Source organism: Streptomyces sp. CNH189 (assembly GCF_000527195.1).
Window position 1 is genome coordinate 67,566 of sequence record NZ_AZUS01000013.1, and the last position, 22,986, is coordinate 90,551.

Annotated in this window: 23 protein-coding genes; 11 read left to right on the forward strand and 12 right to left on the reverse strand. The window is 73.2% G+C overall.

Going from position 1 to position 22,986, the window contains the following annotated elements; genetic code table 11:
* Window positions 1-8 precede the first annotated feature (8 nt).
* Window positions 9-419 (reverse strand): hypothetical protein, encoded by a 411-nt coding sequence (locus B100_RS0118740; protein ID WP_024885967.1) that lies wholly within the window; start codon window positions 417-419, stop codon window positions 9-11.
* 334 nt (window positions 420-753) lie between these two features.
* On the opposite strand from B100_RS0118740, the gene B100_RS0118745 reads away from it, so the two are divergent.
* Window positions 754-1,137 (forward strand): nuclear transport factor 2 family protein, encoded by a 384-nt coding sequence (locus B100_RS0118745; protein WP_024885968.1) that lies wholly within the window; start codon window positions 754-756, stop codon window positions 1,135-1,137.
* A gap of 48 nt (window positions 1,138-1,185) precedes the next feature.
* Here the strand turns inward: B100_RS0118745 and mgrA are convergent, their stop codons facing one another.
* Window positions 1,186-2,178: an L-glyceraldehyde 3-phosphate reductase gene (mgrA, locus tag B100_RS0118750; protein ID WP_024885969.1), complete on the reverse strand. Its 993-nt coding sequence runs from the start codon at window positions 2,176-2,178 to the stop codon at window positions 1,186-1,188.
* A gap of 126 nt (window positions 2,179-2,304) precedes the next feature.
* On the opposite strand from mgrA, the gene B100_RS0118755 reads away from it, so the two are divergent.
* Both B100_RS0118755 and B100_RS0118760 read left to right on the forward strand, forming a co-directional pair.
* The gene (locus B100_RS0118755) at window positions 2,305-3,189 is read left to right on the forward strand and encodes a LysR family transcriptional regulator (RefSeq protein WP_024885970.1); all 885 of its coding nucleotides are present in this window, start codon (window positions 2,305-2,307) and stop codon (window positions 3,187-3,189) included.
* 27 nt (window positions 3,190-3,216) lie between these two features.
* A complete protein-coding gene (locus B100_RS0118760) occupies window positions 3,217-3,732 on the forward strand; it encodes a mycothiol transferase (protein WP_024885971.1) in 516 nt (171 codons plus the stop codon).
* On the opposite strand, the gene B100_RS0118765 is transcribed toward B100_RS0118760, so the two are convergent.
* From B100_RS0118765 to B100_RS0118780, 4 genes are all read right to left on the reverse strand, one after another.
* On the reverse strand, window positions 3,714-4,793 hold the full coding sequence (locus tag B100_RS0118765; protein WP_024885972.1) for an adenosine deaminase: 1,080 nt from the start codon (window positions 4,791-4,793) through the stop codon (window positions 3,714-3,716). The genes B100_RS0118760 and B100_RS0118765 overlap by 19 nt on opposite strands.
* Window positions 4,794-4,838: 45 nt before the next feature.
* Window positions 4,839-5,234: a VOC family protein gene (locus B100_RS0118770; protein ID WP_024885973.1), complete on the reverse strand. Its 396-nt coding sequence runs from the start codon at window positions 5,232-5,234 to the stop codon at window positions 4,839-4,841.
* A gap of 101 nt (window positions 5,235-5,335) precedes the next feature.
* Complete coding sequence (locus tag B100_RS0118775) at window positions 5,336-6,715, reverse strand: PI-PLC domain-containing protein (protein ID WP_024885974.1); 1,380 nt, start codon at window positions 6,713-6,715, stop codon at window positions 5,336-5,338.
* A 97-nt stretch (window positions 6,716-6,812) separates the two neighbouring features.
* A complete protein-coding gene (locus B100_RS0118780; protein WP_024885975.1) occupies window positions 6,813-7,718 on the reverse strand; it encodes a glycoside hydrolase family 19 protein in 906 nt (301 codons plus the stop codon).
* A 326-nt stretch (window positions 7,719-8,044) separates the two neighbouring features.
* Between B100_RS0118780 and B100_RS0118785 the strand changes: the two genes are divergently transcribed.
* Window positions 8,045-8,491: an SPW repeat protein gene (locus B100_RS0118785; protein WP_024885976.1), complete on the forward strand. Its 447-nt coding sequence runs from the start codon at window positions 8,045-8,047 to the stop codon at window positions 8,489-8,491.
* A 168-nt stretch (window positions 8,492-8,659) separates the two neighbouring features.
* Complete coding sequence (locus tag B100_RS0118790) at window positions 8,660-8,881, forward strand: hypothetical protein (RefSeq protein WP_024885977.1); 222 nt, start codon at window positions 8,660-8,662, stop codon at window positions 8,879-8,881.
* A 167-nt stretch (window positions 8,882-9,048) separates the two neighbouring features.
* Here the strand turns inward: B100_RS0118790 and B100_RS0118795 are convergent, their stop codons facing one another.
* Window positions 9,049-9,918 carry a GNAT family N-acetyltransferase gene (locus tag B100_RS0118795; RefSeq protein ID WP_024885978.1) on the reverse strand — a complete coding sequence of 290 codons (870 nt, stop codon included), beginning with the start codon at window positions 9,916-9,918 and terminating at the stop codon, window positions 9,049-9,051.
* 85 nt (window positions 9,919-10,003) lie between these two features.
* Here B100_RS0118795 and B100_RS0118800 point away from each other — a divergent pair, with 85 nt between their 5' ends.
* The gene (locus B100_RS0118800) at window positions 10,004-10,489 is read left to right on the forward strand and encodes a nucleoside deaminase (RefSeq protein ID WP_024885979.1); all 486 of its coding nucleotides are present in this window, start codon (window positions 10,004-10,006) and stop codon (window positions 10,487-10,489) included.
* An 80-nt stretch (window positions 10,490-10,569) separates the two neighbouring features.
* Here the strand turns inward: B100_RS0118800 and B100_RS0118805 are convergent, their stop codons facing one another.
* Window positions 10,570-11,250 (reverse strand): chaplin, encoded by a 681-nt coding sequence (locus tag B100_RS0118805; RefSeq protein ID WP_051490013.1) that lies wholly within the window; start codon window positions 11,248-11,250, stop codon window positions 10,570-10,572.
* 274 nt (window positions 11,251-11,524) lie between these two features.
* On the opposite strand from B100_RS0118805, the gene B100_RS0118810 reads away from it, so the two are divergent.
* Window positions 11,525-13,123, forward strand: coding sequence for an alpha/beta hydrolase (locus B100_RS0118810; protein WP_024885981.1), 1,599 nt, complete (start codon window positions 11,525-11,527; stop codon window positions 13,121-13,123).
* A gap of 20 nt (window positions 13,124-13,143) precedes the next feature.
* Here B100_RS0118810 and B100_RS0118815 read toward each other — a convergent pair whose 3' ends face one another.
* On the reverse strand, window positions 13,144-13,572 hold the full coding sequence (locus tag B100_RS0118815; protein ID WP_486585659.1) for a hypothetical protein: 429 nt from the start codon (window positions 13,570-13,572) through the stop codon (window positions 13,144-13,146).
* A gap of 93 nt (window positions 13,573-13,665) precedes the next feature.
* On the opposite strand from B100_RS0118815, the gene B100_RS0118820 reads away from it, so the two are divergent.
* Both B100_RS0118820 and B100_RS0118825 read left to right on the forward strand, forming a co-directional pair.
* Window positions 13,666-14,760 (forward strand): baeRF3 domain-containing protein, encoded by a 1,095-nt coding sequence (locus B100_RS0118820; protein ID WP_024885983.1) that lies wholly within the window; start codon window positions 13,666-13,668, stop codon window positions 14,758-14,760.
* A gap of 305 nt (window positions 14,761-15,065) precedes the next feature.
* A complete protein-coding gene (locus tag B100_RS0118825; protein WP_024885984.1) occupies window positions 15,066-16,508 on the forward strand; it encodes a SpoIIE family protein phosphatase in 1,443 nt (480 codons plus the stop codon).
* A gap of 18 nt (window positions 16,509-16,526) precedes the next feature.
* Here B100_RS0118825 and B100_RS0118830 read toward each other — a convergent pair whose 3' ends face one another.
* Window positions 16,527-18,017 (reverse strand): DNA-binding protein NsdB, encoded by a 1,491-nt coding sequence (locus B100_RS0118830; protein ID WP_024885985.1) that lies wholly within the window; start codon window positions 18,015-18,017, stop codon window positions 16,527-16,529.
* Window positions 18,018-18,252: 235 nt separating this feature from the next.
* Between B100_RS0118830 and B100_RS0118835 the strand changes: the two genes are divergently transcribed.
* Window positions 18,253-19,383, forward strand: coding sequence for an aminoglycoside phosphotransferase family protein (locus B100_RS0118835; RefSeq protein WP_024885986.1), 1,131 nt, complete (start codon window positions 18,253-18,255; stop codon window positions 19,381-19,383).
* 261 nt (window positions 19,384-19,644) lie between these two features.
* Window positions 19,645-21,609 carry a peptidoglycan recognition protein family protein gene (locus B100_RS0118840; RefSeq protein ID WP_024885987.1) on the forward strand — a complete coding sequence of 655 codons (1,965 nt, stop codon included), beginning with the start codon at window positions 19,645-19,647 and terminating at the stop codon, window positions 21,607-21,609.
* Between the two features lie 77 nt (window positions 21,610-21,686).
* On the opposite strand, the gene B100_RS0118845 is transcribed toward B100_RS0118840, so the two are convergent.
* Together B100_RS0118845 and B100_RS0118850 are read right to left on the reverse strand one after the other, a co-directional pair.
* The gene (locus tag B100_RS0118845; RefSeq protein WP_024885988.1) at window positions 21,687-22,184 is read right to left on the reverse strand and encodes a hypothetical protein; all 498 of its coding nucleotides are present in this window, start codon (window positions 22,182-22,184) and stop codon (window positions 21,687-21,689) included.
* 57 nt (window positions 22,185-22,241) lie between these two features.
* Window positions 22,242-22,844 (reverse strand): ABATE domain-containing protein, encoded by a 603-nt coding sequence (locus tag B100_RS0118850; protein WP_024885989.1) that lies wholly within the window; start codon window positions 22,842-22,844, stop codon window positions 22,242-22,244.
* Window positions 22,845-22,986 lie beyond the last annotated feature (142 nt).

Consider the following 22,986-nt stretch of genomic DNA (forward strand, 5'->3'; position numbering starts at 1 on the left):
GTGCGGTGTCAGGCGACCGGGACGCCGAGGACGCGGGCGGCGCGCTGCATGCGCAGGGCGTCCACGGATTCGGCCAGCAGTTCGTACTCGGTGGTGTCGTCGCCGGTGGCGACCCGCACCATCCGGCCGGCGGCGAGCGCCTCGGCCGCCTCTTCCTGCCGGGTGACGTCACCGCACCAGGTGCGCAGCACGGTGGGCACGTCGGGCACGCTGTCGGGGACGGGGACGAGCGCGCCCTGGGGTAAGTGCTCGGCGTCGGGCTGCGGGTCGAGGCGCTCGGCGATCCACAGGGCGCGGTCGCGCAGCCACCAGGTGGCGAGGGCGAGCGTCGGCGCCCGGTAGGTACCCAGGGGCACGCCGATACGCCGTCCGTCACAGACTCCGTACGCCGTGACGTGGCACAGGAATTCGTCGTGCACGTTCCCTCCCCCGCTGCGTGCTCGCCTGCCGGTTCCGGGCCGGCTGCCCGCTCCGTGGCTCGCGTGCTGTGCGTGAGGGCGCCGTCGCGCGGTGTGAAGCGCTCTCGTGTCGAGTATGTTCACCACTGAAACACTGTCACCACATGTTTCCGGCCAGTCTCCTGGCATATGCACGACGGTTCCTGGCCGAAACGGCGCGGTGTGCGCGGCCCGCGGCATGACGTGCCAGGTAATCGACGTGCGGACGGCCGCGCGGGCAGGGTGTGCGTACCGGGCCGGCAGGACCGCGACCCGGTGTCCGACCACGGCCACGACACCTCTGGGGGATCCCGCCATGACCGCAGCCCACCACCACGACGCCGCCGTCGTCCGCTACTTCGAAGCGTGGAACGCCGACGACCCGCAGACCCGGGCCAAGGCGGTCGCCGACGTCTGGACGGCGGACGGCCGCTACACCGACCCGCTGTGCGACGCGGTCGGCCACGAGGCGATCGCCGCCGTGATCACGGCGGCCCGCGAGCAGTTCCCGGGTTTCTCGTTCCGGCCGGCGGGGCCGGTCGACGGGCACCACGACACGGCCCGATTCTCCTGGGAGCTGGTGAACGACGCGGACGGCTCGGCCCCGGTCGCGGGATCGGACGTGATCACCCTCGACGCCGAGGGCCGGATCCGGGCCGTGTACGGCTTCCTCGACCGGCTGCCCGGGACCGGCGTGTGACGCGCGCACCGGCCGCCGCCCGCTCGCGGAACGGCGGCCGGTTCGCCGCTACTGCTTGACGATCGCGTCGATGCGCGCCAGCTCCTCCTCGGAGAAGTCGAGGTTGCGCGTGGCGGCGACGCTGTCCTCCAGCTGCCGCGGGCTGCTCGCGCCGACCAGCGCGGAGGTGAGACGGCCGCCGCGCAGCACCCAGGACAGGGCCATCTGCGCCAGGCTCTGGCCGCGGGCGGAGGCGATGTCGGCGAGCGCGCGCAGCCGGCCCACCAGCTCGTCGGTGAGGGCGTCGGTGTTCAGGAAGGGGCTGTCGCTCGCGGCCCGGGAGTCCTCAGGGATGCCGTCCAGGTAGCGGGAGGTCAGCACGCCCTGCTCCAGCGGGGAGTAGGCGATGGACCCGACCTGGAGCTCGTCCAGGGCGTCCATCAGGCCCTCGTCCTCCGGGCGCCGGTCGAGCATCGAGTAGCGCGGCTGGTTGATCAGCAGCGGGGTGCCCAGCTCGCCGAGGATGCGGGCGGCCTCGCGGGTCTGCTCGGCGTTGTAGTTGGACACGCCGACGTACAGCGCCTTGCCCTGCTGGACCGCCGTGTGCAGGGCCCCCATCGTCTCCTCGAGCGGGGTGTCCGGGTCGAAGCGGTGCGAGTAGAAGATGTCGACGTGGTCGAGGCCCATCCGGCCGAGGCTCTGGTCCAGCGAGGACAGCAGGGACTTGCGCGAGCCCCATTCGCCGTACGGGCCCGGCCACATCAGGTAGCCGGCCTTGGTGGAGATCACCAGCTCGTCCCGGTACGGCGCGAAGTCGGCCTTCAGCGCCTCACCGAGGGCGGACTCGGCGGCACCGGGCGGCGGGCCGTAGTTGTTGGCGAGGTCGAAGTGGGTGACGCCGAGGTCGAAGGCGCGGCGCAGGATGGCCCGCTGGGTCTCGGCCGGGCGGTCGGGACCGAAGTTGTGCCACAGGCCGAGCGAGAGCGCGGGGAGCTTCAGACCGCTGCGTCCGGTGCGCCGGTAGGGCATGTCCGCGTAACGGTCGGGGTGTGCGGTGTACAACGCGACTCCAGAGGGGTTGGCACACGTCTTGGCGGTTCGTCGAACCGCCCGTCCACTCTGTCGTGACCTGCGGGCAGTGGTCCAACAGAAGAATCCGATGGAATTCAGCGGTTACGCTTCTCAATCATGGAACTGCGCCATCTCCAGCACTTCGTGGCCGTCGCCGAGGACCAGCACTTCACCCGCGCGGCGGAACGGCTGCTGGTCTCCCAGTCGGGCCTGTCGGCGTCCATCCGGGCGCTGGAGCGTGAGCTGCAGACGCCCCTGTTCGTACGGACCACCCGCAGGGTGACGCTCACCGAGGCGGGACGGGCGCTGCTCGCGGAGGCCGAGCGCATCCTGGCACAGGTGCGGGCCGCGCACGAAGCGGTGGCCGCGGTGCAGGGGGTGCTGCGCGGAACCCTCGCGGTGGGGACGGAACAGTGCATCGCCGGGGTGAACGTGGCAGAGCTGCTCGCCGCGTTCCGGCGGCGTCACCCGGACGTGGAGATACGACTGCGGCAGTGGGGCTCGGCGGCGCTGGCCGAGGAGGTCGCGGCCGGACGGCTCGACCTCGCCTTCGCCTACCGCACCGACGCGGACCCCGACCAGTTGCGCGCCGTACCGTTGACCGGGGAGCCGATGACGGTGCTGTGCCACCCCGACCACCAGATCGCCCGGGCCGGGGCCCCGGTGACTCCGCAGGACCTGGCCGACGAGGTGTTCGTCGACTTCCACCCCGACTGGGGGCCGCGCCGCGCCACCGACGCCGCCTTCGCCGTCGCGGGCGTACGGCGCACGGTGGCGCTGGAGGTGAACGACGTGCACAGCCTGCTCGACCTGGTCGACGAGAACCTGGGCGTGGCGGTCGTGCCGCGGCACTTCCGGCACAAGCGGCCCTCGCTCACCGCGCTGCCGCTCAAGGACACCGGCGAGGCGGCGTACGAGACGGTGGCGCTGGTCCCCGCGCCGCGGGCCACCAGTCCGGCGGCGCGGGCGCTGATGACGCTGCTGGACACCGAGGGCGCGTGACGCGGAAAGGTGCGCGACGCTGGACCCATGCATGCCAAGGACATCCTCATCGACGGCTTCGGCCGCATCCGGGAAGAGGTCCACGCCGCCGTGGAGGGCCTGGACCCCGACGACCTCGCCGCACAACCCGGCCCCGACGCCAACACGATCGCCTGGCTGGTGTGGCACCTCACCCGGATCCAGGACGACCACATGGCGGACGCCTTCGGGCTCGACCAGGTGTGGCTCTCCGGCGGCTGGGAGAAGCGGTTCGGACTCGGCCTGCCGCGCGGCACGACGGGCTTCGGCCACTCCCCGGCGCAGGTCGCCAAGGTGCGCGTCGACTCCGGGGACCTGCTGACCGGCTATCACGACGCCGTCCACGAGCAGACCCTGGGCGCCCTGCGGACGCTCACCGCGAAGGACCTGGAACGCGTCGTCGACGAGAACTGGGACCCGCCGGTCACCCTGGGCGTGCGCCTGGTCAGCGTCCTGTCCGACGACCTCCAGCACGTCGGACAGGCCGCCTACGTCCGGGGACTGCTTCAGAGCGCGGAGGCGTAACCCGGCAGGACCACGTCCCGGATCAGCGCGGCGCGCTCGTCGTACGGCAGGAAGGCGCTCTTCACCGCGTTCAGCGTGACCGTGCGCAGGTCCTCGGCGGTCCAGCCGGCCTGCTCGACCAGCAGGGACATCTCGCGGGTCATGGTGGTGCCGGAGACGAGCCGGTTGTCGGTGTTGACGGTGACCCGGAAGCCGAGGTCCTTCAGCGGGGTGATCGGGTGCTCGGCGATCGAGGTCGCGGCGCCGGTCTGGAGGTTGGACGTGGGGCACATCTCCAGCGCGATCCGGCGGTCGCGGACCCAGGCGGCGAGCCGCCCGAGCTTGCCGCCCGCGAGGTCGGGGATGTCCTCGGTGATGCGCACGCCGTGCCCGACGCGCTGGGCGCCGCACACCTGGACGGCCTGGTGGATGCTGGGCAGCCCGTGGGCCTCGCCGGCGTGGATGGTGAACGGCACGCTCGCGCGGCGCAGGTGCTCGAAGGCGGCGAGGTGGTCGGCGGCCGGGAAGCCGTCCTCGGCGCCGGCGATGTCGAAGCCGACGACGCCCGCGTCACGGAAGGCGACGGCCAGGTCTGCGGCCTCACGGACGCGGTCGAACATGCGCATGCCGCACAGCAGGGTGCCGACGCGGACGGGCGTCCCGGCGGCGGCGGCCTTGGCCATGCCGGCGGCCAGACCTTCTTGGACGGTCTCCACGACCTCGGCCATGGTCAGCCCGCCGCGGGTGTTCAGCTCGGGGGCGTAGCGCACCTCGCCGTAGACGACGCCGTCGGCGGCGAGGTCCAGGACGTACTCCTCGGCGGTGCGCAGCAGGCCCTCGCGGGTCTGCATCACGGCGAGGGTGTGCTCGAAGGTGGCGATGTAGCGGACCAGATCGCCGGAGTTGGCGGCCTCCACGTACCAGGCGGCGAGCTCGTCCGGGTCGGTGGTGGGCAGCGTGTGGCCGACGGCCTCGGCCAGCTCGACGACGGTGGCCGGGCGCAGGCCGCCGTCGAGGTGGTCGTGCAGGACCGCCTTGGGGAGGCGGCGGATCGTGTGGGCGTCTATGCGCGTAGATGACATGGCTGGAGGTTCCTCGGCAGGTCGTTCGGCGATGGTGCGGCTGGATCAGGAGTCGGCGGGCTGGAGCAGGTCCCAGCGGTTGCCGTAGAGGTCCTGGAAGACGGCGACCGAGCCGTAGAGCTCGTGGCGCGGCTCCTCCAGGAAGGTCACCCCGGCGGCGGTCATCCGGGCGTGGTCGCGGGCGAAGTCGTCGGTGTGCAGGAAGAAGCCCACACGCCCGCCGGTCTGGTCGCCCACCCGGGCCCGCTGCTCCTCCCCCGCGGCGCGCGCCAGCAGCAGCGCGGCGCCGGTGTGTCCGGTTCCGGGCTCGACGACGACCCAGCGGCCGCCGTCCGGCCGGGGCGCGTCCTCGGCGAGCCGGAAACCGAGGGCCTCCGTGTAGAAGCGGATCGCCTCGTCGTAGTCGCGGACGACGAGGGTGACCAGGGCAATACGTCTCATCGTCACCTCTCGCAGGGGTTGACCGGAGAGGTTATACGTAAAACTGCGGGGAACGCCAGTCCCGCCCCGGTGGCCCGGTCCGGGGCGGGAGGCGCGGTCCCCTACGGGTAGGCGTAGGTGTTCAGCGCGGCGACGGCGGACGCGGGATCGCCCAGGTCGTAGCGGTCGACGGCGAGGTAGGTGGGCTTCTTGCGGGCGGCCGGCTGGCAGAACCGGCGGGCCCGGTCGGCGAGCTTGGCGTTGTCGGTGGCGGCCGTGGAGGCGAGGGCGGCGTCCCGGAAGTGGTTCATCACGAACAGGGGACGGAAGCCGGGTTCGGTGCGGGTCAGCGGGGCGACGGTGTTCGCGTCGTGCCAGCGGCTGTAGCAGGACCAGTCGGAGGTGCCGACGCCCGGGCCCATCGACCAGTGGTTCTCGACGGTCCACTCGCGCTGGTACATCACGCCGAAGCTGTCGCGGGTCAGCCCGGCCGACCGGTCGGCGTCCTTGCTGTGGTCGGTGAAGATGAGCAACCGGTGTCCGGCGGCCGCCAGTTCGCCCATCGTGGGCCAACCGTTCTCCCGCACCCCGGTGCGGTCGGGGCGGTAGAGCACGTCCGACAGCCCCTGGACGCGGTCCAGTTCGGCGCGCAGGACTGCCGGGTCGACGTAGTCCTCCAGGAAGACGGTGACGAACTCCTCGGGGTGGGCGCGCAGGAAGTCGACCATCCGCTGGAGGTCGACCCACAGGGCGACGGGTCTGCGCACCAGGGTGCAGCTGTTGTGGCAGAGGATGGCACCGTCCGGCGTCTGGTGGATGTCCAGCATGAACCCCCTCACGCCGTCGGCGAGTTGCTGCTGGACGCCCCGGCTCTGGTTGGGGAAGAGGTTGACGAAGGGCGGGGCGAAACCGCCGTCGACGCCGTTGGCGTAGGCGTTGTGGGCGGTGAGGAACGTGACCTGGTCCAGGGTGCGTCGCTCCCGTGGCGGCATGTCCCCGCCGCGCGCGTCGACGGGGGTGAGGTACCAGGCGGCGAGGTCGCCCGTGCCGGTGGTCACGGTCAGCGGGGCGGGGTGGGTGGCGCCGGCGGGCTTCGGGGCGACGGTGAGGTGCCTGTCGGTGCCGGGTGCGGCGAGCGTGTACCGGTCGGCGCCGAGCGGGGTGATCCGCCAACGGGCCTCGGGGGTCGCACAGGCCACGGTACGGGCCTGGTCGCCCACCCGTCCGAGGCAGGTGCCGGGGCTGTCGGTGTTCTCCAGAAGGTGCTCGGCGCCGTCGGGACGCAGGGCCCACTGCTGGCGGTCCTCGTCGCCGCGTGGCCGGTGCTGCTCGACCGTGCCTGAGGTGTCTGCGGCGTTGAACCCGGTGACGGCGCTCTGCACGTAGTAGGTGCCGGGCGGCGGCACCGCGTCGGCGCCCGCGGCGGGCACGGGTACCAGGACCGCCGCGGCGAGCGCGGCGGCCGTGACGGCGGTGGCGAGCAGGGCGTGGGGGGTGCGCATGCGGGGTTCCCTTCGTCCGGAGGGGCGGGCCGTACCCATGGGGTGCGGCCCACCCGGAGTTAGGTCAGGTGCATGACACCACGCCCAGCGGCCGGCGTCAGCAGTACAGGTTGCCGCCGGGCGTCGTCCCCAGGATCTGGGTGAACCGCTGGTACGTCGTCACCCTGCTCTGCACCTGCGCCGGGTTCCTGCCGTCGCACTCCAGGGAGCCGTTGATGCTGCGGATCGTCTGGCCGAAGCCGGCCCCGTTCACCATGGCGGCGTGGCCGGTCATGCTGCCCGGGCCGGACTGGGTGTTCCAGTACCACAGGGCGGTCTTCCAGGCGACGGCCGCGTCGTTCTGCACCAGCCAGGGGTTGCCCAGCAGGTCGATGTTCAACGCGTCGCCCGCCGCCTTGTAGTTGAAGTTCCAGCTCAGCTGGATCGGGCCGCGCCCGTAGTAGGCGGCCTGGCCGGCCGGGCAGCCGTACGGCTGGCTCCAGTCGCAGTAGTGCGGGTAGTTGGCCTGGTTCTGCTCCACGACGTGCACCAGGCCGCCGGTCTCGTGGCTGACGTTGGCGAGGAAGGCGGCGGCCTCCTGCTTCTTCACCGTGTCACTGCCGGTGTTGGCGAAGCCGGGGTAGGCGCTCAGGGCGGCGGTGAGACCGCTGTACGTGTAGAACCCGTTCCGGTTAGGGAACATCTGGTTGAACTGGGCCTCGGTCACCACGAAGTTCCCGACGGGCGTGCCGGGGCCGTTGTCACAGGCGTACGGCTCCCAGTACCAGGTACTGATGACCGGGTCGTAGCCCGGGTTGGCGTGCTCGGCGACGTACGCCTTGCCGTCGGTGTAGCGGACGATCGCGCCGGCCTCGTACCACTGTCCGGCGACCCAGGCGGGGTAGCTGGAACACGCGGCCGCGGCGGCGGCCGAGGCGGTGGTGGCGGCGGCGGGGACCAGCAGCGGCGCGCTTCCGGCGAGGACGAGGGCGGCGGTCACGGCGGCGATGCGGCGTCTCGACACGAGATCAACTCCTTCGCGGAACACGGCCGCTCCCAAGGCGAGGACATGCCGGGGCGAGGCCTCGCCCGCACGCGCCGGCGGGGCCGGTCACGGCGTGGGGGCGGCCGTGGTGGGGGGTGTGGAGCACACTCAAGCGCTTTGGTCTGTACCAGTCAAGGGTTTAGACCAGTCATCGTGGCGCGTACATGCCCATGGGGTCGGAAGACCCACAAGACCTCCGCCCGAAGTCGCATAAAGGAGAAATAAGCGCACAATGGAACGTATGCGGTGATTACCGCATACCGCACCCAGACGCAACCAGGCCTGCCAGTCAAAGGAGACGAGTCATGGCCAACGTCTCTCACCAGCGCGGTGATCTCTCCAGCCATCCGGACGCGCCGGAAATGCGGGCACGGTACGAACGTGTCCTCGGCGGCCGTGACGTGGCCTTCGTGGACGGCCCGGTGTTCCTGCTCGGCCTGTACTGCGCGGTTTCGCCGTGGATCCTCCACTACACGACGAGCCAGCCCCCGCTCGTGACGCACAACCTGATCGTGGGCATCGCGATCGGTCTGCTCGCCCTGGGGTTCACGGCGGCCCCCTCGCGTATGTACGGCCTCAGCGGTGCCATGTGCGCACTGGGCATCTGGATGATCATCTCTCCATGGGTCGTGGGCACGAACCCCGACGCGGGGGTGATCTGGAACAACATCATCATCGGCGCCCTCGCCGTGATCCTGGGCACCGCCTGCGCCGCAACGGCGCTCAGGGCGTCCTCCAAGGCCAGGTCGTAGGGCCCGCGCAGAACTCCCCCTCGGCCGGTCCGCGCACGTCGCGGGCCGGCCCTTCGGCGTCCGGACGACTGGCGCCCCGGGCAGTGGGCAGACGCCTGTCGGCGGAGGACTCGGAAAGGGGAGGACACGGAGATCGACGGCATCATCAGTGCCCTGATCATCGGCGTCGTGATCGGCATCCTGGGCCGGCTGGTGGTCCCGGGCCGCCAGCGCATCGGGGTGCTGTGGACGATCCTGGTCGGCATCGTCGCCGCCCTGCTCGGCTCGGCGCTCGCCTCGGCGTTCGGGGTCGCGGACACCAAGGGCGTGGACTGGGTGGAGTGGCTGATCCAGATCGGCCTCGCCGCGGTGGGCGTGGCGGCGCTCGACCGCGCGAAGTCCGGCCGCTGACCCCCTCCGGCCGGCCCGGGCGGGGCCGGCCGGAACCGTGGGCTTCGCCCATGACGCCGGTGGCCCGTGGCCGGCTCCGGCAGCCACCCGTCGCTTCGGACACGAGAAGGCCCCTCCGAGTCCCTGACCGCGCCCGGCCCGTCCGCCGCCACCACGTGGCCGCCACTTCACGCGCGTGCCGGGCCCCGGCCGCCACCACGAGCAGCTGCTTCCTCTTTCTGCTCTTCCTGACACGACACAGAGGCCCTGCCCGAAACCTCGTACACGTAAGGCGTGGTGGTCGCGAGTGGGGTGAGGCCGAGGCGTTCCAGGATGGGGCGGCTCTGGTCGGAGGCGTCGACCTGGAGGTACCGGTAGCCGCGGTCCGCGGCGATGCGGGCGCGGTGGGCGACCAGGGCGCGGTAGATACCGCGGCCCCGCCAGGCCGGTACCGTGCCGCCGCCCCACAGACCCGCGAAGCCGGTACCCGGGACCAGTTCCATGCGCGCCGCGCTGACGGGCACGTCCCCGGCCAGGGCCAGGACGGCGACGACGTCGTCCGGGGCGGCGGTCAGCCGGTCGAGCAGTTGCCGGCGCAGCCAGGACGCGTCGTCGCCGAACGCCCGCTCGTGGACCGCGGCGACCTGAGCCACTCCGGCCTCGTCGGTGACCGGCACGACCCGTACCCCGTCGGGCAGTTCGGCGTCCAGGGTGAGGCGGCCGATCTCCCCGGCCATCAGCGTCTCCGCCGGTTCGGGCGTGAACCCGGCCGCGAGGAGCCGCGGTCCGAGGTCGGCCGGGAGGTCGTGGCCGTACAGCTTCCACTCGAAGGGGAGACCGAGCGCTGTGTAGTGCGCGATCTGCTCGGCGATCGCGGCGTCCGCGTCGGCCGCGTCCAGGTCGGACCAGACCACGCCGTTCCAGCCGTGTGCGGGGGCGGTCCGGCGCACCACCCGGCCGACGCGTTCGACCGTGTCGTCGGGACCGTCGGGGCGGGCTCCCTCCCGTAGTTCACGGTCGTGGCGGGCGAGCAGGGCGGGGGCGGCGGCGCGGTTCATGGCGGAAGTGCATCATCCGCCGGTGGCGGGAGCAACGGGATTAGGGTTGCTGCCGATCATGCCGGTGCGGAGACGGGACGGGACCATGGATGTGCGGGACGACGAACTGCCGTACCTGCGGCGGTGTGTGGAGCTCGCGGCCGAGGCGCTGGAGTCGGGCGACGAGCCGTTCGGTTCGGTGCTGGTGGCCGGCGACGGCACGGTGCTCGCCGAGGACCACAACCGGGTGGCCTCCGGCGACCGCACCCGGCATCCCGAGTTCGAGCTGGCGCGCTGGTCGGCGGCGCACATGACGCCCGAGGAGCGGGCCGCGGCCACGGTCTACACGTCCGGTGAGCACTGCCCGATGTGCGCCGCCGCCCATGCCTGGGTGGGCCTCGGACGCATCGTGTACGTCGCGTCGTCCGAGCAGCTGGTGTCCTGGCTGACGGACTGGGGCGTGCCCGCCTCGCCCGTACGGCCGCTTCCCGTCCCCGCGGTCGCCCCGGACGTGACCGTGGCCGGGCCGGTGCCCGAACTGACCGAGGACATCCGGGAGTTGCACCGGCGGTTCCACGACGGGCGCGACTGACCCCGGCCGGACCGGCCGCGGTCCGCCGCCCCGGCCCACCAATGGGCGGGACGGGGGCGGCGGACCGTTTCCGCGGGCGGTCAGACGCCCGAGCGCAGCCGGGCGCGGCGGTACAGGGCCACTCCGCCCAGGAAGAGCGCGGCGCCGGTCGCGAGGACCGGAACCGTCCGGCCGGCGCCGGTCTCGGCGAGCGCGACGTGCTCCGCGGGGGCCGCGTGCTGCGGCACCGGGGCGGGGAGGGTACGGGCCGGGACGGCCCGCTCGGGCGCGGGCTCCTCGCCGGGGGCGTTGACGGAGCTGTTGTCCGTGGACGGGTTGCCGATGCCGACCACGTTCACGCTGTTGCCGCTCACGTTGACCGGGACGTGCACCGGCAGCTGCACGCCGTTGCCGGACAGCAGGCCCGGCGAGCCGTACGTGTCGCTCTCGGCGGAGGCGCCCGATCCGTGGGACCCGCCGGACGCGCCGGACACGCCGGACTCCCCGGTCGCGGAGCCGTGGGACGCGTCCTCGTGCCGTGCGTCCTCGTTGACGCAGGTGTTGCCCGCGGCGGGGTTGAGGAGGCCCACCACGTTCACCGTGTTCCCGCACACGTTCACCGGGGCGTCCACCGGGAGCTGAACGGTGTTGCCGGACACCGCTCCGGGCGATCCGGCCGCGACGCCCTCCGCCCCGGAATCGGCGTACGCCGGCATCGCCACGGCCATCGCGCCCGACGCGGCGGCGACGGCGATCACACCGTTTCGGGTAACCCTTCGCATGAGGTTCCCTGCCTTCCAGACTTGGTCACGAGCGTTCGCCCGCCACCGGGTAGAACGCGGACGTGGCATCCGGGTTATGGGTCCTCCGTATGCCGCAGCCGGTTCACCCCATCGGGGGGCCCGCGACTCGAACCTCCGGCAAAGACCGTCGAACTCGCGGTGCCCGAACGCCTGCTCACGGGTTCTCACCGGCGCCGCTCGGCCGACGGGCGGGGGCCGCGGGGCCCGCTTATGGTGGGCGAGGACGCCGGTCGGGGCGTCCTGGGAGGCATCGATGCTGGCCGAGCTGACCGAGCGACTCCGGGGCGGGCACCGCGCCCTGTCGCCCTCCGTGCGGCGCTGCGCGGCCGCCGGGGCGGTCGGGCTGGTCCTGCTGGCCACGGGCCTGACGGCGACCGGGCGCGCGGAGCCGGACCTGGGCCGGTTCTACGACCAGAAGGTCCGCTGGGCGGCGTGCGAGGGCACGGAGCTGCCGAAGGACCTGCAGTGCGGCACGGTCACCGTGCCGCTCGACTACGCGAAGCCGGACGAGGGCACCCTCGACCTGGCCCTCGCCCGCTACCGCGCCTCCGGCGACCGGCGCGGCTCGGTGCTGCTGAACTTCGGCGGCCCGGGCGGCTCGGGGGTGATGGGCCTCGCGCACGGCCGCAAGGACTTCCTGGGGCTGACCGAGGGCTACGACGTGGTGTCGTTCGACCCCCGGGGCGTGGGCCGTTCGGCGCCGGTGAGCTGCGGGACCGACGCCACCAGCCGCGCGCTGGAGGCGACCGACGGCGAGGAGACGTCCGATCCACGCGACGCGCTGCGGCAGTTGCGCGAGGTGGCGGCCGAGTGCGCCGAGCACTCCGGTCCGGTCCTCGCCCACATGGGCACCGTGGACGTGGCCCGCGACCTGGACGTGATGCGTCAGGCGCTCGGCGACAAGAAGCTCCACTACCTGGGGTTCTCCTACGGGACCCGGCTGGGCGCTGTCTACGCGGCGCGGTTCCCCGACAAGGTGGGGCGGATGGCGCTGGACGGCGTGGACACGCTGACCGAACCGCTGGCCGAGCAAGGGCTGGCCAGTGCCCGGGGGCAGCAGACGGCGCTCGACAACTTCCTCACCTGGTGCACCGAGGAGCTCGCCTGTCCGTTCGGGCAGGACGCGCGCGCCGCCCGCGAGCACGTCGTGGACCTGGTCGCCTCGCTCGACGACACCCCCGTACCGACCGACTTCGGCTACGAGTTCACCGGCCAGGACCTGGCCGGCGCCATCGCGCAGGGGCTGTACACCAAGGAGATGTGGCCCGTGCTCCAGCGGGCGCTCGCCCAGTTGATGGAGGACGGGGACACGCACGGCGTGGAGGCCCTGGCGACCGGCGGGATGGCCCCGGCACCGTCGCCGTCGGACGAGCCGCTCGCCGACGCGGAGGACGTACCGCTGGACAACCTCCCGGCGGCGCTGATGGCGGTGAACTGCGCGGACGACCCCGACCGTCCCGGCGCCGGGCAACTGGCCCGCGACCTGGCGCGGCTGCGCACAGCCTACGAGGAGGCGTCGCCGGTGTTCGGCCCGTACCGGCTCGCCCAGGTGGTGCTGTGCCACGGCCGCCCGAAGGGCACCGACTACATCCGGGAGGAGGTCAAGGACCTCGACACCCCGAAGATGCTGCTGGTCGGCACCCGGGGCGACCCGGCGACCCCGTACTACTGGACCGAGCAGACGGCGAAGCGGCTGGGACCGTCGGCCGTGGTGCTGGACAACCGGAACGAGGGCCACACCGGGTACGGCTCGTCCAAGTGCGTCCATCGCAAGATCGACGACTTCCTGCTCTACGGCTCCCTGCCGCCGTCCGGCAGTTCCTGCGGCGCGGACGACGAGGACCGGATCTGAGTCCGGGCACCGGGCGCGGTCTACCCGGACGCCACCCACCGGGGGCCGGGCTCCTCGCCCTCGTCCCCGCCGAGGTGACGCCGCAGTGTCTTCGCCGCCTGCCCCGCGTCGGGCACGGACACCGCCAGCCGGACGAACGGCGCCGGAGCCCGCAGGTCCAGCAGGACCGCCGGGACACCCGCCCGTACGGCGACGAAGTCGCGGCCGAGGACGTGCTCCCGCTCCCCCACGCAGAACCTGCCGGGCCGGCAGCGGCCGACGACCGGGGTGCCGCGCATCGCGCGCCACCAGTCGGGCTCCACCCCCGTCGCCGTCACCTGGGACAGCGGCATCCGGACCTCGCGGCGGCGCGCCAGCAACGCCTCCCACCACGCCAGCCGGACGACGACCGTCCACCCGTCCGCGTCCCGCTCCACGACCAGCCCCGCCATCGCGGTCACCTCCCCCACCAGCGTGCACCCGGGACCGCCCCGGCCCCACACGGGCACGGCGGGCGCTTTGCCCCGAATGCCCTACCGCTGATTCCGCCCTATGGTGCTGTCATGGAGCACGATCTGAGTCCCTCCGCCCTCGCCGAGCTTCGCCGCCCACGGCCCTATCCGGCGGTGTCGGTCCTGACCCCGACCAACCGGCGCAACCCGCTGAGCACCGAGGACGCCGTGCGGCTGCGCACCATGGTGGCCGAGGCGAAGAAGAAGCTGGAGTCCGATCCGTCGGTGTCCCGCGACCGGCGCGCCGACGTGGCGGACCAGCTCGACCGGGCCCTGGCCGAGGTCGACCTGGCGCACGCCGAGGACGGGCTGGCCATCTTCGCCGCACCCGGTGAGCACCAGGTGTGGTCCCTGGCCCGCAGCGTTCCCGAGCGCGTCGTCCTCTCCGACACCTTCCTGACCCGCAACCTGGTCTCCGCGCAGACGGCGGAGCGCCCGTTCTGGGTGCTGTCCGTCGCCGCCGACCGGGCCACCCTGTGGAGCGGCGGCACGGACCGGGTGGTGGAGGAGCGCGTCGGCGGCTTCCCGCTGGTCCGTGAGGAGCCGAACTTCGACCCCGAGCGGGTGGAGCGGGCCGGTGACCAGCCCAGCAACTACCGGGACGAGGACACCCGCCGGTTCCTGCGTGACGCGGCCACGGCGGCGACCTCCCTGTTGCGCGCCCACCCGCGGCCGCTCTTCATCACCGGCGAGCCGGCGGCGCTGTCGCTGCTGTGCGAGTTCGGCGGTGTCTGCAAGGACGCCGTGCAGGTGCCGCACGGCGGGCTGGCGCGCGGCTCGCACGAGGCGGTGTGGCAGGCGGTGCGGCCGGCGCTGGAGGAGGAGGCGCGGCGGCGTACCGAGGACGTGCGGCGCTCCCTGGAGTCCGCCCGCGGCCGCAAGGAGTTCGCGGCCGGCGTCGACGAGCTGTGGCAGAGCGCCCGCGAAGGGCGGATCAGGCTGCTGGCCGTCGAGGAGAACTACCGGATCACCGTGCGTGACGACGGCGAGCATCTGATCATCGCCGAGGACGGTGATCTGGACGCCCGCGAGGACATCGTGGACGAGATCGTCGAGCAGTGCCTGGAGACCGGTGCCGAGGTGCGGTTCGTGCCGGACGGCAGCCTCGGGGACGCGGACCGGATGGCCGCCGTCCTGCGCTTCTGACGGCCGGGGGCGGTCCGCGGGCGACCCGGGGACCGTTCCCGAACACGTACGCGCATGTCGAACGTACGAGTGGACCCGTTAAAGCTTCTGACGGGGTGTCAGGCCACTTGCGTACCATGGGAGTTGCGGAACCGATCGCGCATCGCGGGACTACCCCGCGGTAACTCCGGGAGACGCTGGCATATGCCAAAGGCATCACCTTATCGTGTGTTGCCGAATCCCTTACAGTGCGTCGCGGGCTGTGCAACAGTCGTAACGGTCCCTCCGCCGGCCCAAGGCCGTACCGTCCCGCATCGGAGTGCGTCATGCCGTCCCCTCTCTCCGCGGACCGCCCAGCCGCCCGGCCGCCGGGAGGCGGCCCGGTCGACGCGCTCATCTCGCAGACCCGTCGGCTCAAGGGCGAGGTGGACGCGGTGCGCCGCGACACCCCGGCCGACGCGGGGGACCCCCGGGAGCGCTGGCGTCGCGCGCTCTACGACCTGGCGCTGCACCAGCTCGACGACCTGGACGAACACCTGGCGCAGCTGCGTGAGGACCCGCTGCGGGCGTCCGGCGACTCGGGCGACCACGGCGCTCCCGGCGAGGAGTTGGCCACGCCGACGGCCCCGCCCCGCGCCTCCCTGCTCAGCCGGGTCGGCAGCGCGGAGTGGGACCTCCTCACCGACGAGGTGAGCTGGTCCGGCGAGCTGTACCGGATTTTGGGCCGCGACCCGGCCGCTCCCCCGCTCACCCTCGACGAACTCCCCTCCCTCGTGCTCGACGAGGACCGGCCGAGACTGACCGACATGGTCACCGGCTGCCTGGTCGACGGCCGCCCCATCGACGGGGAGTTCCGGGTCCTGCGCCCGGACGACGGCACACGGACCGTGCACATGATGGGCGAACCGGTGCTCGGCGCCGACGGCAGCACCGTCTCGATGTGGGCGGTCCTGCGCGATGTCAGCGAACTGCGCCGCTGTCGCAGCGCGGTGAGCGAGACCCGTGACTCGCTGCACCGGCACCGGCACGCCGCCGCGCGGAGCGAACACCGGCTCGCGGTCGAGCTGCAGGAGGCCGTGCTGCCCGCCTGGCACGGCTCCCTGCGGCTCCCGCGACACGGCCCCCGGGCCCTGGACCTTGCCGCCGCCCATCTGCCGCCCTCGGGGCGGACCCCGATCGGCGGCGCCTGGTACGACGCCCTCGAACTGCCTGACGGGACCACCCTGTTCGGCGTCGGCGAGCTCACCGGGCACGGCGTCGGCGCCGCGTCCGGAGTGGCCATGCTGCTCGGCGCCGTACGGGGCATGGCGATGACCGGCACCCCGCCCGGGCCCCTGCTGGACTGCCTCGACCGGCTGCTCGACACCTCCGCCCAGCCCGCCCTGGCCAGTGCCGTCTGCCTGCGCTACCGGCCCGAGACCCGCGCCGTGGTGTGGGCGCAGGCCGGACACCCCGCCCCGCTGCTGTACCGCGGCCGGGCGGGGCGGGCGCTGGACACACCGCGAGGCGTGCTGCTCGGCGCCGCCCCGGGCTCCGGACACAGGCAGGCCGAGGAGACCCTGGAGACCGGTGACCTGCTCCTGCTGCACACCGACGGCCTGGTGCCCGGGCGCACCGGGGCGAGCGCCGTCCACCGACTCCTCGCCCTGGCACCCCGGTTCGCCGGGGACCGCTCCGCCCAGGACTGCGTCCGGGAGGTCGTACGGGAGTTCGGTGAAGGAGAGCGTGCGGACCACGCCTGCGTGCTGGTGGCCCGGGTCGCCTCGTAGCGGCCGCCGGCCCGGCCATCACGCCTGGGCGCTGCCGCCCTTCCCCCGGGGCCGGGGCAGCGCCAGCTCGATCTCCTCCCGCAGCTCCTGGATCCTCGGGTATGAGGAGTACTCGGCGGTGAGCCGGTACATCTGGCGCAGCCGGTCCCAGGTGCGGCGCGAGGAGTTCTGCCCCATCGACACCAGCGCGAGCCGGGCGAACCGGTCGGCCTGTTCGGGGTCGTCGGCGATGAAGCAGGCGGAGGCCATCGACAGGAAGTCGAAGATCTTCGACCGCTGCTGGGCGTCCACCCGCAGGGCGAGCGCCTTGTCCGCGTAGTGCTGGGCGTGCGCGGCCGCGCCCGGTTCGAACTCCGCGAGCGTGCGGTACGCCAGGGCCTGCATGCCGTACAGGTCCGCCTCGTTGAACAGCTGCATCCAGTTCGGCGGCGGCACGTCCCCCTTGTCGGAGACGAACAGGTCCTCGGCCCGGCCCAGGGTGCGGCGCATCGCCTGTCCCTTGCCCATGGACGCCTGCGCCCAGGCCTCGATGGTGTGGAACATGGCGCGGGTGCGCGGCAGCACCTGCTCGCCCGAACCGGACTGGGCGAGCTTCATCAGGTCGAGCGCCTCGTCGGGTTTGCCCAGGTGCACCATCTGGCGTGCCGCCCGGGACAGCGCCTCCCCGGCGCGCGGGCGGTCGCCGCCCTCCCGGGCCGCGTGGGCGGCGATGACGAAGTACTTCTGCGCCGTCGGTTCCAGGCCCACGTCGTGCGACATCCAGCCGGCGAGCACGGCGAGGTTGGCGGCGACGCCCCACAGGCGCCGCTGGAGGTGGGGCGGATGGTGGTAGGCGAGCATGCCGCCCACCTCGTTGAGCTGGCCGACCACCGCCTTGCGCTGGAGACCGCCGCCGCGGGCGGCGTCCCAGGCACGGAACACCTCCACGGAGCGCTCCAGTTCCTCGATCTCCTGCGACCCGATGGGCGCGGCCTCGTAGCGGTCGAACCCGGCGGGGTCGGCGTGCAGCGGATCGTGGAGGCGGGGTGCGTCGGCGGTGAGGGCAGGATCGGTGTGCAGCCAGTCGTGCATGGCGCTGCTGAGTGCGGAGCCCGCGGTGAGGGCGGCACCCGCACCCACCAGGCCGCGTCGGTTGAGCATGAGGTCCATTCCCGTGAATTCGGTGAGGACCTCGGCCGTCCGCTCGGGCGCCCACGGCACTCCGTCGGGATGTTCCGCACTCCCGCCGCGTGGCCGTTTCCCCGTACGCCCGTGCCGGACCAGACCGAGATCCTCGATGGTCACGACACGGCCGAGACGCTCGGTGAACAGAGCCGCCAGCACCCGCGGCACCGGATCGCGCGGGATCTCTCCCATGTCGATCCACCGCCGCACCCGGGAGGTGTCGGTCGCCAGCTGCGGATGGCCCATGGCCGCCGCCTGCCGGTTGACCAGCCTCGCGAGTTCGCCCTTGGACCAGCCGGCCAGGCCGAACAGGTCCGAGAGCCGGGTGTTGGGTTGTCCGCTCACGTCAAGCCCCCAGGTTCTCGGCTGAGTTGACAGTAGCCCGGTGCGGGTTGCCGGGCGACTATTCGCCAGGGTTCGCCAGGGTGCGCCAGATGGTGTGCCAGGGGACATCGGGTGTCGAGTAGGAACGCGCCACCACGACCCCGTCGCCGTAGGGGCATTCCCCCAGGGTGCGGCCGGGCGGCCGGGTTGGGTGGTGCACTGATGTCGCAGGCACACGAAGGGATCTGTATCACCCATGTACGCAGCATCGTCCTCCGTGTCCGCCCCGCCCCGGCCGCTGCGTTCGCGTCCGTCGGACAGCGGCCCCTACCTCGCCCCCGCGCGCCCGGCGAACCCCGTGCTCGGCGGAGGCAACGCACGGCGCCTCGCGGGACCGGGCACCCAGCCGCTCAGCGGACGGCTCGACCTCTCCGGCCCGCAGGGCGCCCAGCTGCGCACCGCGCTCGCGTCGGTGCACCGCATCTGTCCGGAGTTCGCTCCGGTCCAGGTGCTGCGCCGCACCGGCCGGTCGGTCCTCCTGGTCGGCACCACGGGCCGCAGCACCGCGGTCGCCAAGTGCTTACTGGACCACTCCCCCGTCTGGAGCGAACGGATCCGGCACGAAATAGCGGCATACCGCTCGTTCGTCCGGCAGCGTCCGCCCGTGCGGGCGCCCCGGCTGATCGCAGCGGACCCGGACAACTGCACGCTGGTCATCGAGCGCCTGCCCGGACGGGTGGCGGCGCTGCAGCGGCACCCGGTGGAGGCACCGCCCCGGGCGGACATCAGGGCGGCACTCGGCGCGATCTGCCGGCTCAACTCCTGGCGGCCTCCGGCCGGGACGTTCGACGCGCCACTGGACTACGCGGCCCGCATCAACCGCTACCACGAGCTGGGGCTGCTCACCGACCGGGACCTCGGCGACCTGCAGAAACTGCTGCACGGCATCGCCCTGGCGACGGGGCGGCAGGGCATGGGCCAGTTCTGCCACGGTGACGCGCTGCTCTCCAACGTCCTCATCTCGCCGGCCGGTCCGGTGCTGGTGGACTGGGAGCACGCGGGCTGGTACCTGCCGGGCTACGACCTGGCGACCCTGTGGACCGTCCTCGGTGACGCTCCCGCGGCCCGGCGCCAGATCAGTCAGATCGCCCAGTCGGCGGGACCCGCCTCACGCGACGCGTTCCTGGTGAACCTGATGCTCGTGCTGACCCGGGAGATCCGCACCTACGAGACGGCCGTGCAGCGTTCGATGCACGACATGGCGCCCGCGCCAAGCCAGCCGGGCGGCATGCCGTCCGGGGAGGAGCAGCGGTTGCTGCTGCGCCGGCTGCACGACGACTGCCAGCTGGCCCGGCGGGCCGTGCGTGCCGCGGTCGGCACCCGCTGACGCCCGTGCGACTGCCCGCAGGCGAGCGCCGCCGCGGGCAGTCGGGGACAAGGCGGGCGGTGCGGACTTCGGCCCGGAGCGGGTCCACGGGGTGCGTCACCGGTGTAGACCGCTGACGCACCGCAGGTCCCGCCGCAGCCCGGCACGAAACCCCGCCACACCCCGATTGACAAGGGCATTCACGCCCTCCTGGGCATGATTGACGGATCATCGGACTACCGGTACCACTGACCGCGTGCCCGACCGTCCCAGGAGGCTGCATTGCGAGATCTCGCCACCGAGCCCGGCCGTGCGGCCGGGCCGTCACGCCGCGCCGTCCGAGGTGCCCTCGGCGCCCTGGCCGCGGCCGCGTTGACGCTGCCCCTGCTGGGCGCGGCGCCCGACCCGGCCCCGCCGGCCACCGCCCGGCTGCAACAGGCGTTCGCCTCCGCGGCGGCCGCGTACGACGTCCCGCAGAGCGTCCTGCTGGGCGTCTCCTATCTGCAGTCCCGCTGGGACGCGCACGACGGCGCCCCCAGCGTCACCGGCGGCTACGGCCCCATGCACCTCACCGACGCCCGGGCCGCCCTCGCCTCGGCCGGACACCACGCGACCGGCACCGAGGACCCGCGCGGCGACGACGCCCGTCCCGCGCTGCTCCCCTCGGAGCGCACCCCGGACACCGCCGCCCTGCCGGACCGGCTGACCACCCTGCCGAAGGCCGCCCGGCTGACCGGGCTGAGCACCGAGACGCTGCGCGAGGACCCGGCGGCGAACGTGGCGGGCGGCGCGGCGCTGCTGGCCGAGGCGCAGCGCCGGCTGGGCGCGCCGGCCAGCGACGACCCGGCCGACTGGTACGGGGCGGTGGCGCTGTTCTCCGGCGCCGACGACCGCGCCTCGGCGACGGCGTACGCGAACGACGTGTTCGCGGTGATCCGGGCCGGCGAGCGGCGCGTCACGGACGCCGGGCAGCGGGTCGCCCTGGACGCCCGCCCGGACCTCGCGCCCGACGCCTCGGCGCTGGACCGCGCCGGACTGCGCACCGGCTCGGCGGCCGCCACGGAGTGCCCGAGGACCGTGTCCTGCGAGTGGATCCCGGCGCCGTACGAGGAGTTCGGCGAGAGCGACTACGGCAACCACGACCTGGGGAACCGGCCCGCCTCGCAGCGGATCCGGTACATCGTCGTGCACGACACGGAGGGCGCCTGGGAGGGTGTCCTCGACATGATCCAGGACCCCACCTACGTGTCCTGGCAGTACAGCCTGCGCTCCACCGACGGTCACATCGCCCAGCACGTGAAGGCGAAGGACGTCGCCTGGCACGCCGGCAACTGGTACGTCAACGCGGCGTCGATCGGCCTGGAGCACGAAGGTTTCCTCACCGACCCGGACGCCTGGTACACCGAGGCCATGTACCGGTCCTCGGCCCGGCTGGTGAGGTACCTCGCCGACAAGCACGGCATCCCGCTGGACCGGCAGCACATCCTCGGTCATGACACGGTCCCCGGGACCACCACGGCCACCATCCCCGGCATGCACACCGACCCCGGGCCGTACTGGGACTGGCGGCACTACTTCGAGCTGCTGGGCAGCCCCTTGAAGGCGACCGGCGCCAAGAACTCCGGCGTCGTCACCGTCCGCCCCGACTACGACACCCACCGGCCGGTGTTCACCGGCTGCGAGAGCGCCGGCGAGCCCTGCGCCCCGCACGGGTCGAGCGCGGTACGGCTGTACTCCGACCACGACGAGAACTCCCCGCTGATCAAGGACATCGGCCTCGGTTCCGCTCCGACCACCGGGGTGAACGACCTGTCCTCGCGCGTCTCCACCGGCCAGCAGTACGCGGTCGCCGACCGCTGGGGCGACTGGACCGCGATCTGGTACCTCGGCCAGAAGGCCTGGTTCCGCAACCCGGCGAAGAACCCGGTCGCCGTGGCGGCCAAGGCGAAGGTGATCACCCCGCGCAAGGGGCTGGACTCCGTCCCCGTGTACGGGCGCGCCTACCCGGAGCCGGCGGCCTACCCGGCGGGGGTGCCGGTCCAGACGGTGTCGGCACTGCCGTACACGGTGCTCGCCGGGCAGAAGTACGTGACCGGGGGCAAGGTGCCGAGCGAGTACTACTACGCGGTGACCTTCGACCCGGCCTCGCACCAGGTGGTGCGCGGCAAGGAGCAGTACTACGAGATCCAGTTCGGCCACCGGGTCGGGTTCGTGCGGGCGGCGGACGTGACCGTGGCGTCGTCGTAACGCCGGAGCGCGCGCAACGCGGCGGGCGCCCCCGGACCGGTGCGGTCCGGGGGCGCCCGTCGTCGTCCGTGGGCGGGTCAGCCCTGCTGGAACAGCTCCGCCGGCAGCGGCTTGAGGAGGGCGTACAGGTCGTCGGTGATGGGGCGGTCCCAGGCGGCGATGGTCACCAGGACCTTGTCGCTGCGGTCGAACTGCACGCAGGAGATGCGTCCCTCGGACATCTTCACGCGGCGCACGATCAGCAGGTTGTCGCCCTGCATCACCGGCACGTCCTCGGTGCCGGTGACGGTCACCTCCTCGTCGTTCTCCAGCGCGAGCAGCAGCTGTCCGACCTCGAAGGGGACTTCACCCTCGGGGACGTCCCGCGCCGGGGAGCCCTCGGGCAGGTTGCCGATGATCATCGCGGGGCCGCGGCCGCCGAACAGGTCGTAGCGCAGGAAGACGCCCTGGCAGCTTCCGTCGGGGGCCGGCAGCAGGCCGGCGCCGAGGTTTCCGGGCCAGTCGCCCGGGTCCATGGCCAGTACGTCGAAATCGGGCCCGGCGGGTGTGGCACTGCGGCGGCGGAGGAACGACATGTCGCCATGGTACGTGCCCGCACCCCGGTTCGGACGGTCGGGCGGAAGCCGCCGGAGCTACCCGGCCCGGCGCTGCCGCTCGTGGTGCCGGGCCACCCGGGCACGGTTGCCGCAGGCCGGTTTGCACCACTCCTGACGGGGGTGGTCCTTCACGAAGTAGCGGACGCAGCGGGGTGCGTGGCAGGCGCGCAGCCGGTCCCGGTCGGGGCCGGCGAGGAACCCGATCGCGGCCCGGGCGAGGGCGGCGGTGAGGTCGTCCGCGTGGCCGGGAGCCGGGCGGGGCCGTACCGCCGGACCGGTGTCCTCGTCCCAGTCGAGGACCGGGACGGTGGGGGTGCGGGCGGCCGCCTCGTTCAGCCGGCGCAGTGCCTCGGGCACGGGCAGCACGCGGCTCGCGTCGGCGGGGCCCGGAGGGGCGGGGCGTACGGCGTGCGCGAAGAGGGCGCGGACGGCGGCGCGCAGGTCGCGGACGGCGGTGAGCAGGCCCGCGTCGGCGACGAACGCCTCGGCGGCGGGAAGCACGGCGGTACGGGCGCGGACCCAGTCGGTGAGTCCGGCGGGGTCGGCGAGGTCGTCGGTGACCGATCCGTCGCCGTCGTGGCGGACGGTGAGGGCGAGGTCCAGCGCGAGCCGGGTGTCCCTGGTGATCGAGTCCCGCATGCGGCCGATGATAGGGGCTCCGCCGGTGCGGTGGCCCGGACCGCGAGGAGGGCCCGGAACGGCCCCTGCGGCGGGCGTCCGGGGCTGCGGCCCCGGTCGGCGCCCCTCGGGCTCGGGGTCCTTCGCTGCCCCTCCCGGCCCC

What these genes read in the sequence shown, in the direction of transcription:
- B100_RS0118770 (WP_024885973.1), bottom strand. Translation starts at nt 5,234, where the DNA reads ATGAGACGTATTGCCCTGGTCACCCTCGTCGTCCGCGACTACGACGAG.
- B100_RS0118845 (WP_024885988.1), bottom strand. Translation starts at nt 22,184, where the DNA reads ATGTCGTTCCTCCGCCGCCGCAGTGCCACACCCGCCGGGCCCGATTTC.
- B100_RS0118765 (WP_024885972.1), bottom strand. Translation starts at nt 4,793, where the DNA reads ATGTCATCTACGCGCATAGACGCCCACACGATCCGCCGCCTCCCCAAG.
- B100_RS0118835 (WP_024885986.1), top strand. Translation starts at nt 18,253, where the DNA reads ATGTACGCAGCATCGTCCTCCGTGTCCGCCCCGCCCCGGCCGCTGCGT.
- B100_RS0118755 (WP_024885970.1), top strand. Translation starts at nt 2,305, where the DNA reads ATGGAACTGCGCCATCTCCAGCACTTCGTGGCCGTCGCCGAGGACCAG.
- B100_RS0118820 (WP_024885983.1), top strand. Translation starts at nt 13,666, where the DNA reads ATGGAGCACGATCTGAGTCCCTCCGCCCTCGCCGAGCTTCGCCGCCCA.
- B100_RS0118825 (WP_024885984.1), top strand. Translation starts at nt 15,066, where the DNA reads ATGCCGTCCCCTCTCTCCGCGGACCGCCCAGCCGCCCGGCCGCCGGGA.
- B100_RS0118805 (WP_051490013.1), bottom strand. Translation starts at nt 11,250, where the DNA reads ATGCGAAGGGTTACCCGAAACGGTGTGATCGCCGTCGCCGCCGCGTCG.
- B100_RS0118810 (WP_024885981.1), top strand. Translation starts at nt 11,525, where the DNA reads ATGCTGGCCGAGCTGACCGAGCGACTCCGGGGCGGGCACCGCGCCCTG.
- B100_RS0118775 (WP_024885974.1), bottom strand. Translation starts at nt 6,715, where the DNA reads ATGCGCACCCCCCACGCCCTGCTCGCCACCGCCGTCACGGCCGCCGCG.
- B100_RS0118760 (WP_024885971.1), top strand. Translation starts at nt 3,217, where the DNA reads ATGCATGCCAAGGACATCCTCATCGACGGCTTCGGCCGCATCCGGGAA.
- B100_RS0118800 (WP_024885979.1), top strand. Translation starts at nt 10,004, where the DNA reads ATGGATGTGCGGGACGACGAACTGCCGTACCTGCGGCGGTGTGTGGAG.
- B100_RS0118795 (WP_024885978.1), bottom strand. Translation starts at nt 9,918, where the DNA reads ATGAACCGCGCCGCCGCCCCCGCCCTGCTCGCCCGCCACGACCGTGAA.
- B100_RS0118745 (WP_024885968.1), top strand. Translation starts at nt 754, where the DNA reads ATGACCGCAGCCCACCACCACGACGCCGCCGTCGTCCGCTACTTCGAA.
- B100_RS0118785 (WP_024885976.1), top strand. Translation starts at nt 8,045, where the DNA reads ATGGCCAACGTCTCTCACCAGCGCGGTGATCTCTCCAGCCATCCGGAC.
- B100_RS0118850 (WP_024885989.1), bottom strand. Translation starts at nt 22,844, where the DNA reads ATGCGGGACTCGATCACCAGGGACACCCGGCTCGCGCTGGACCTCGCC.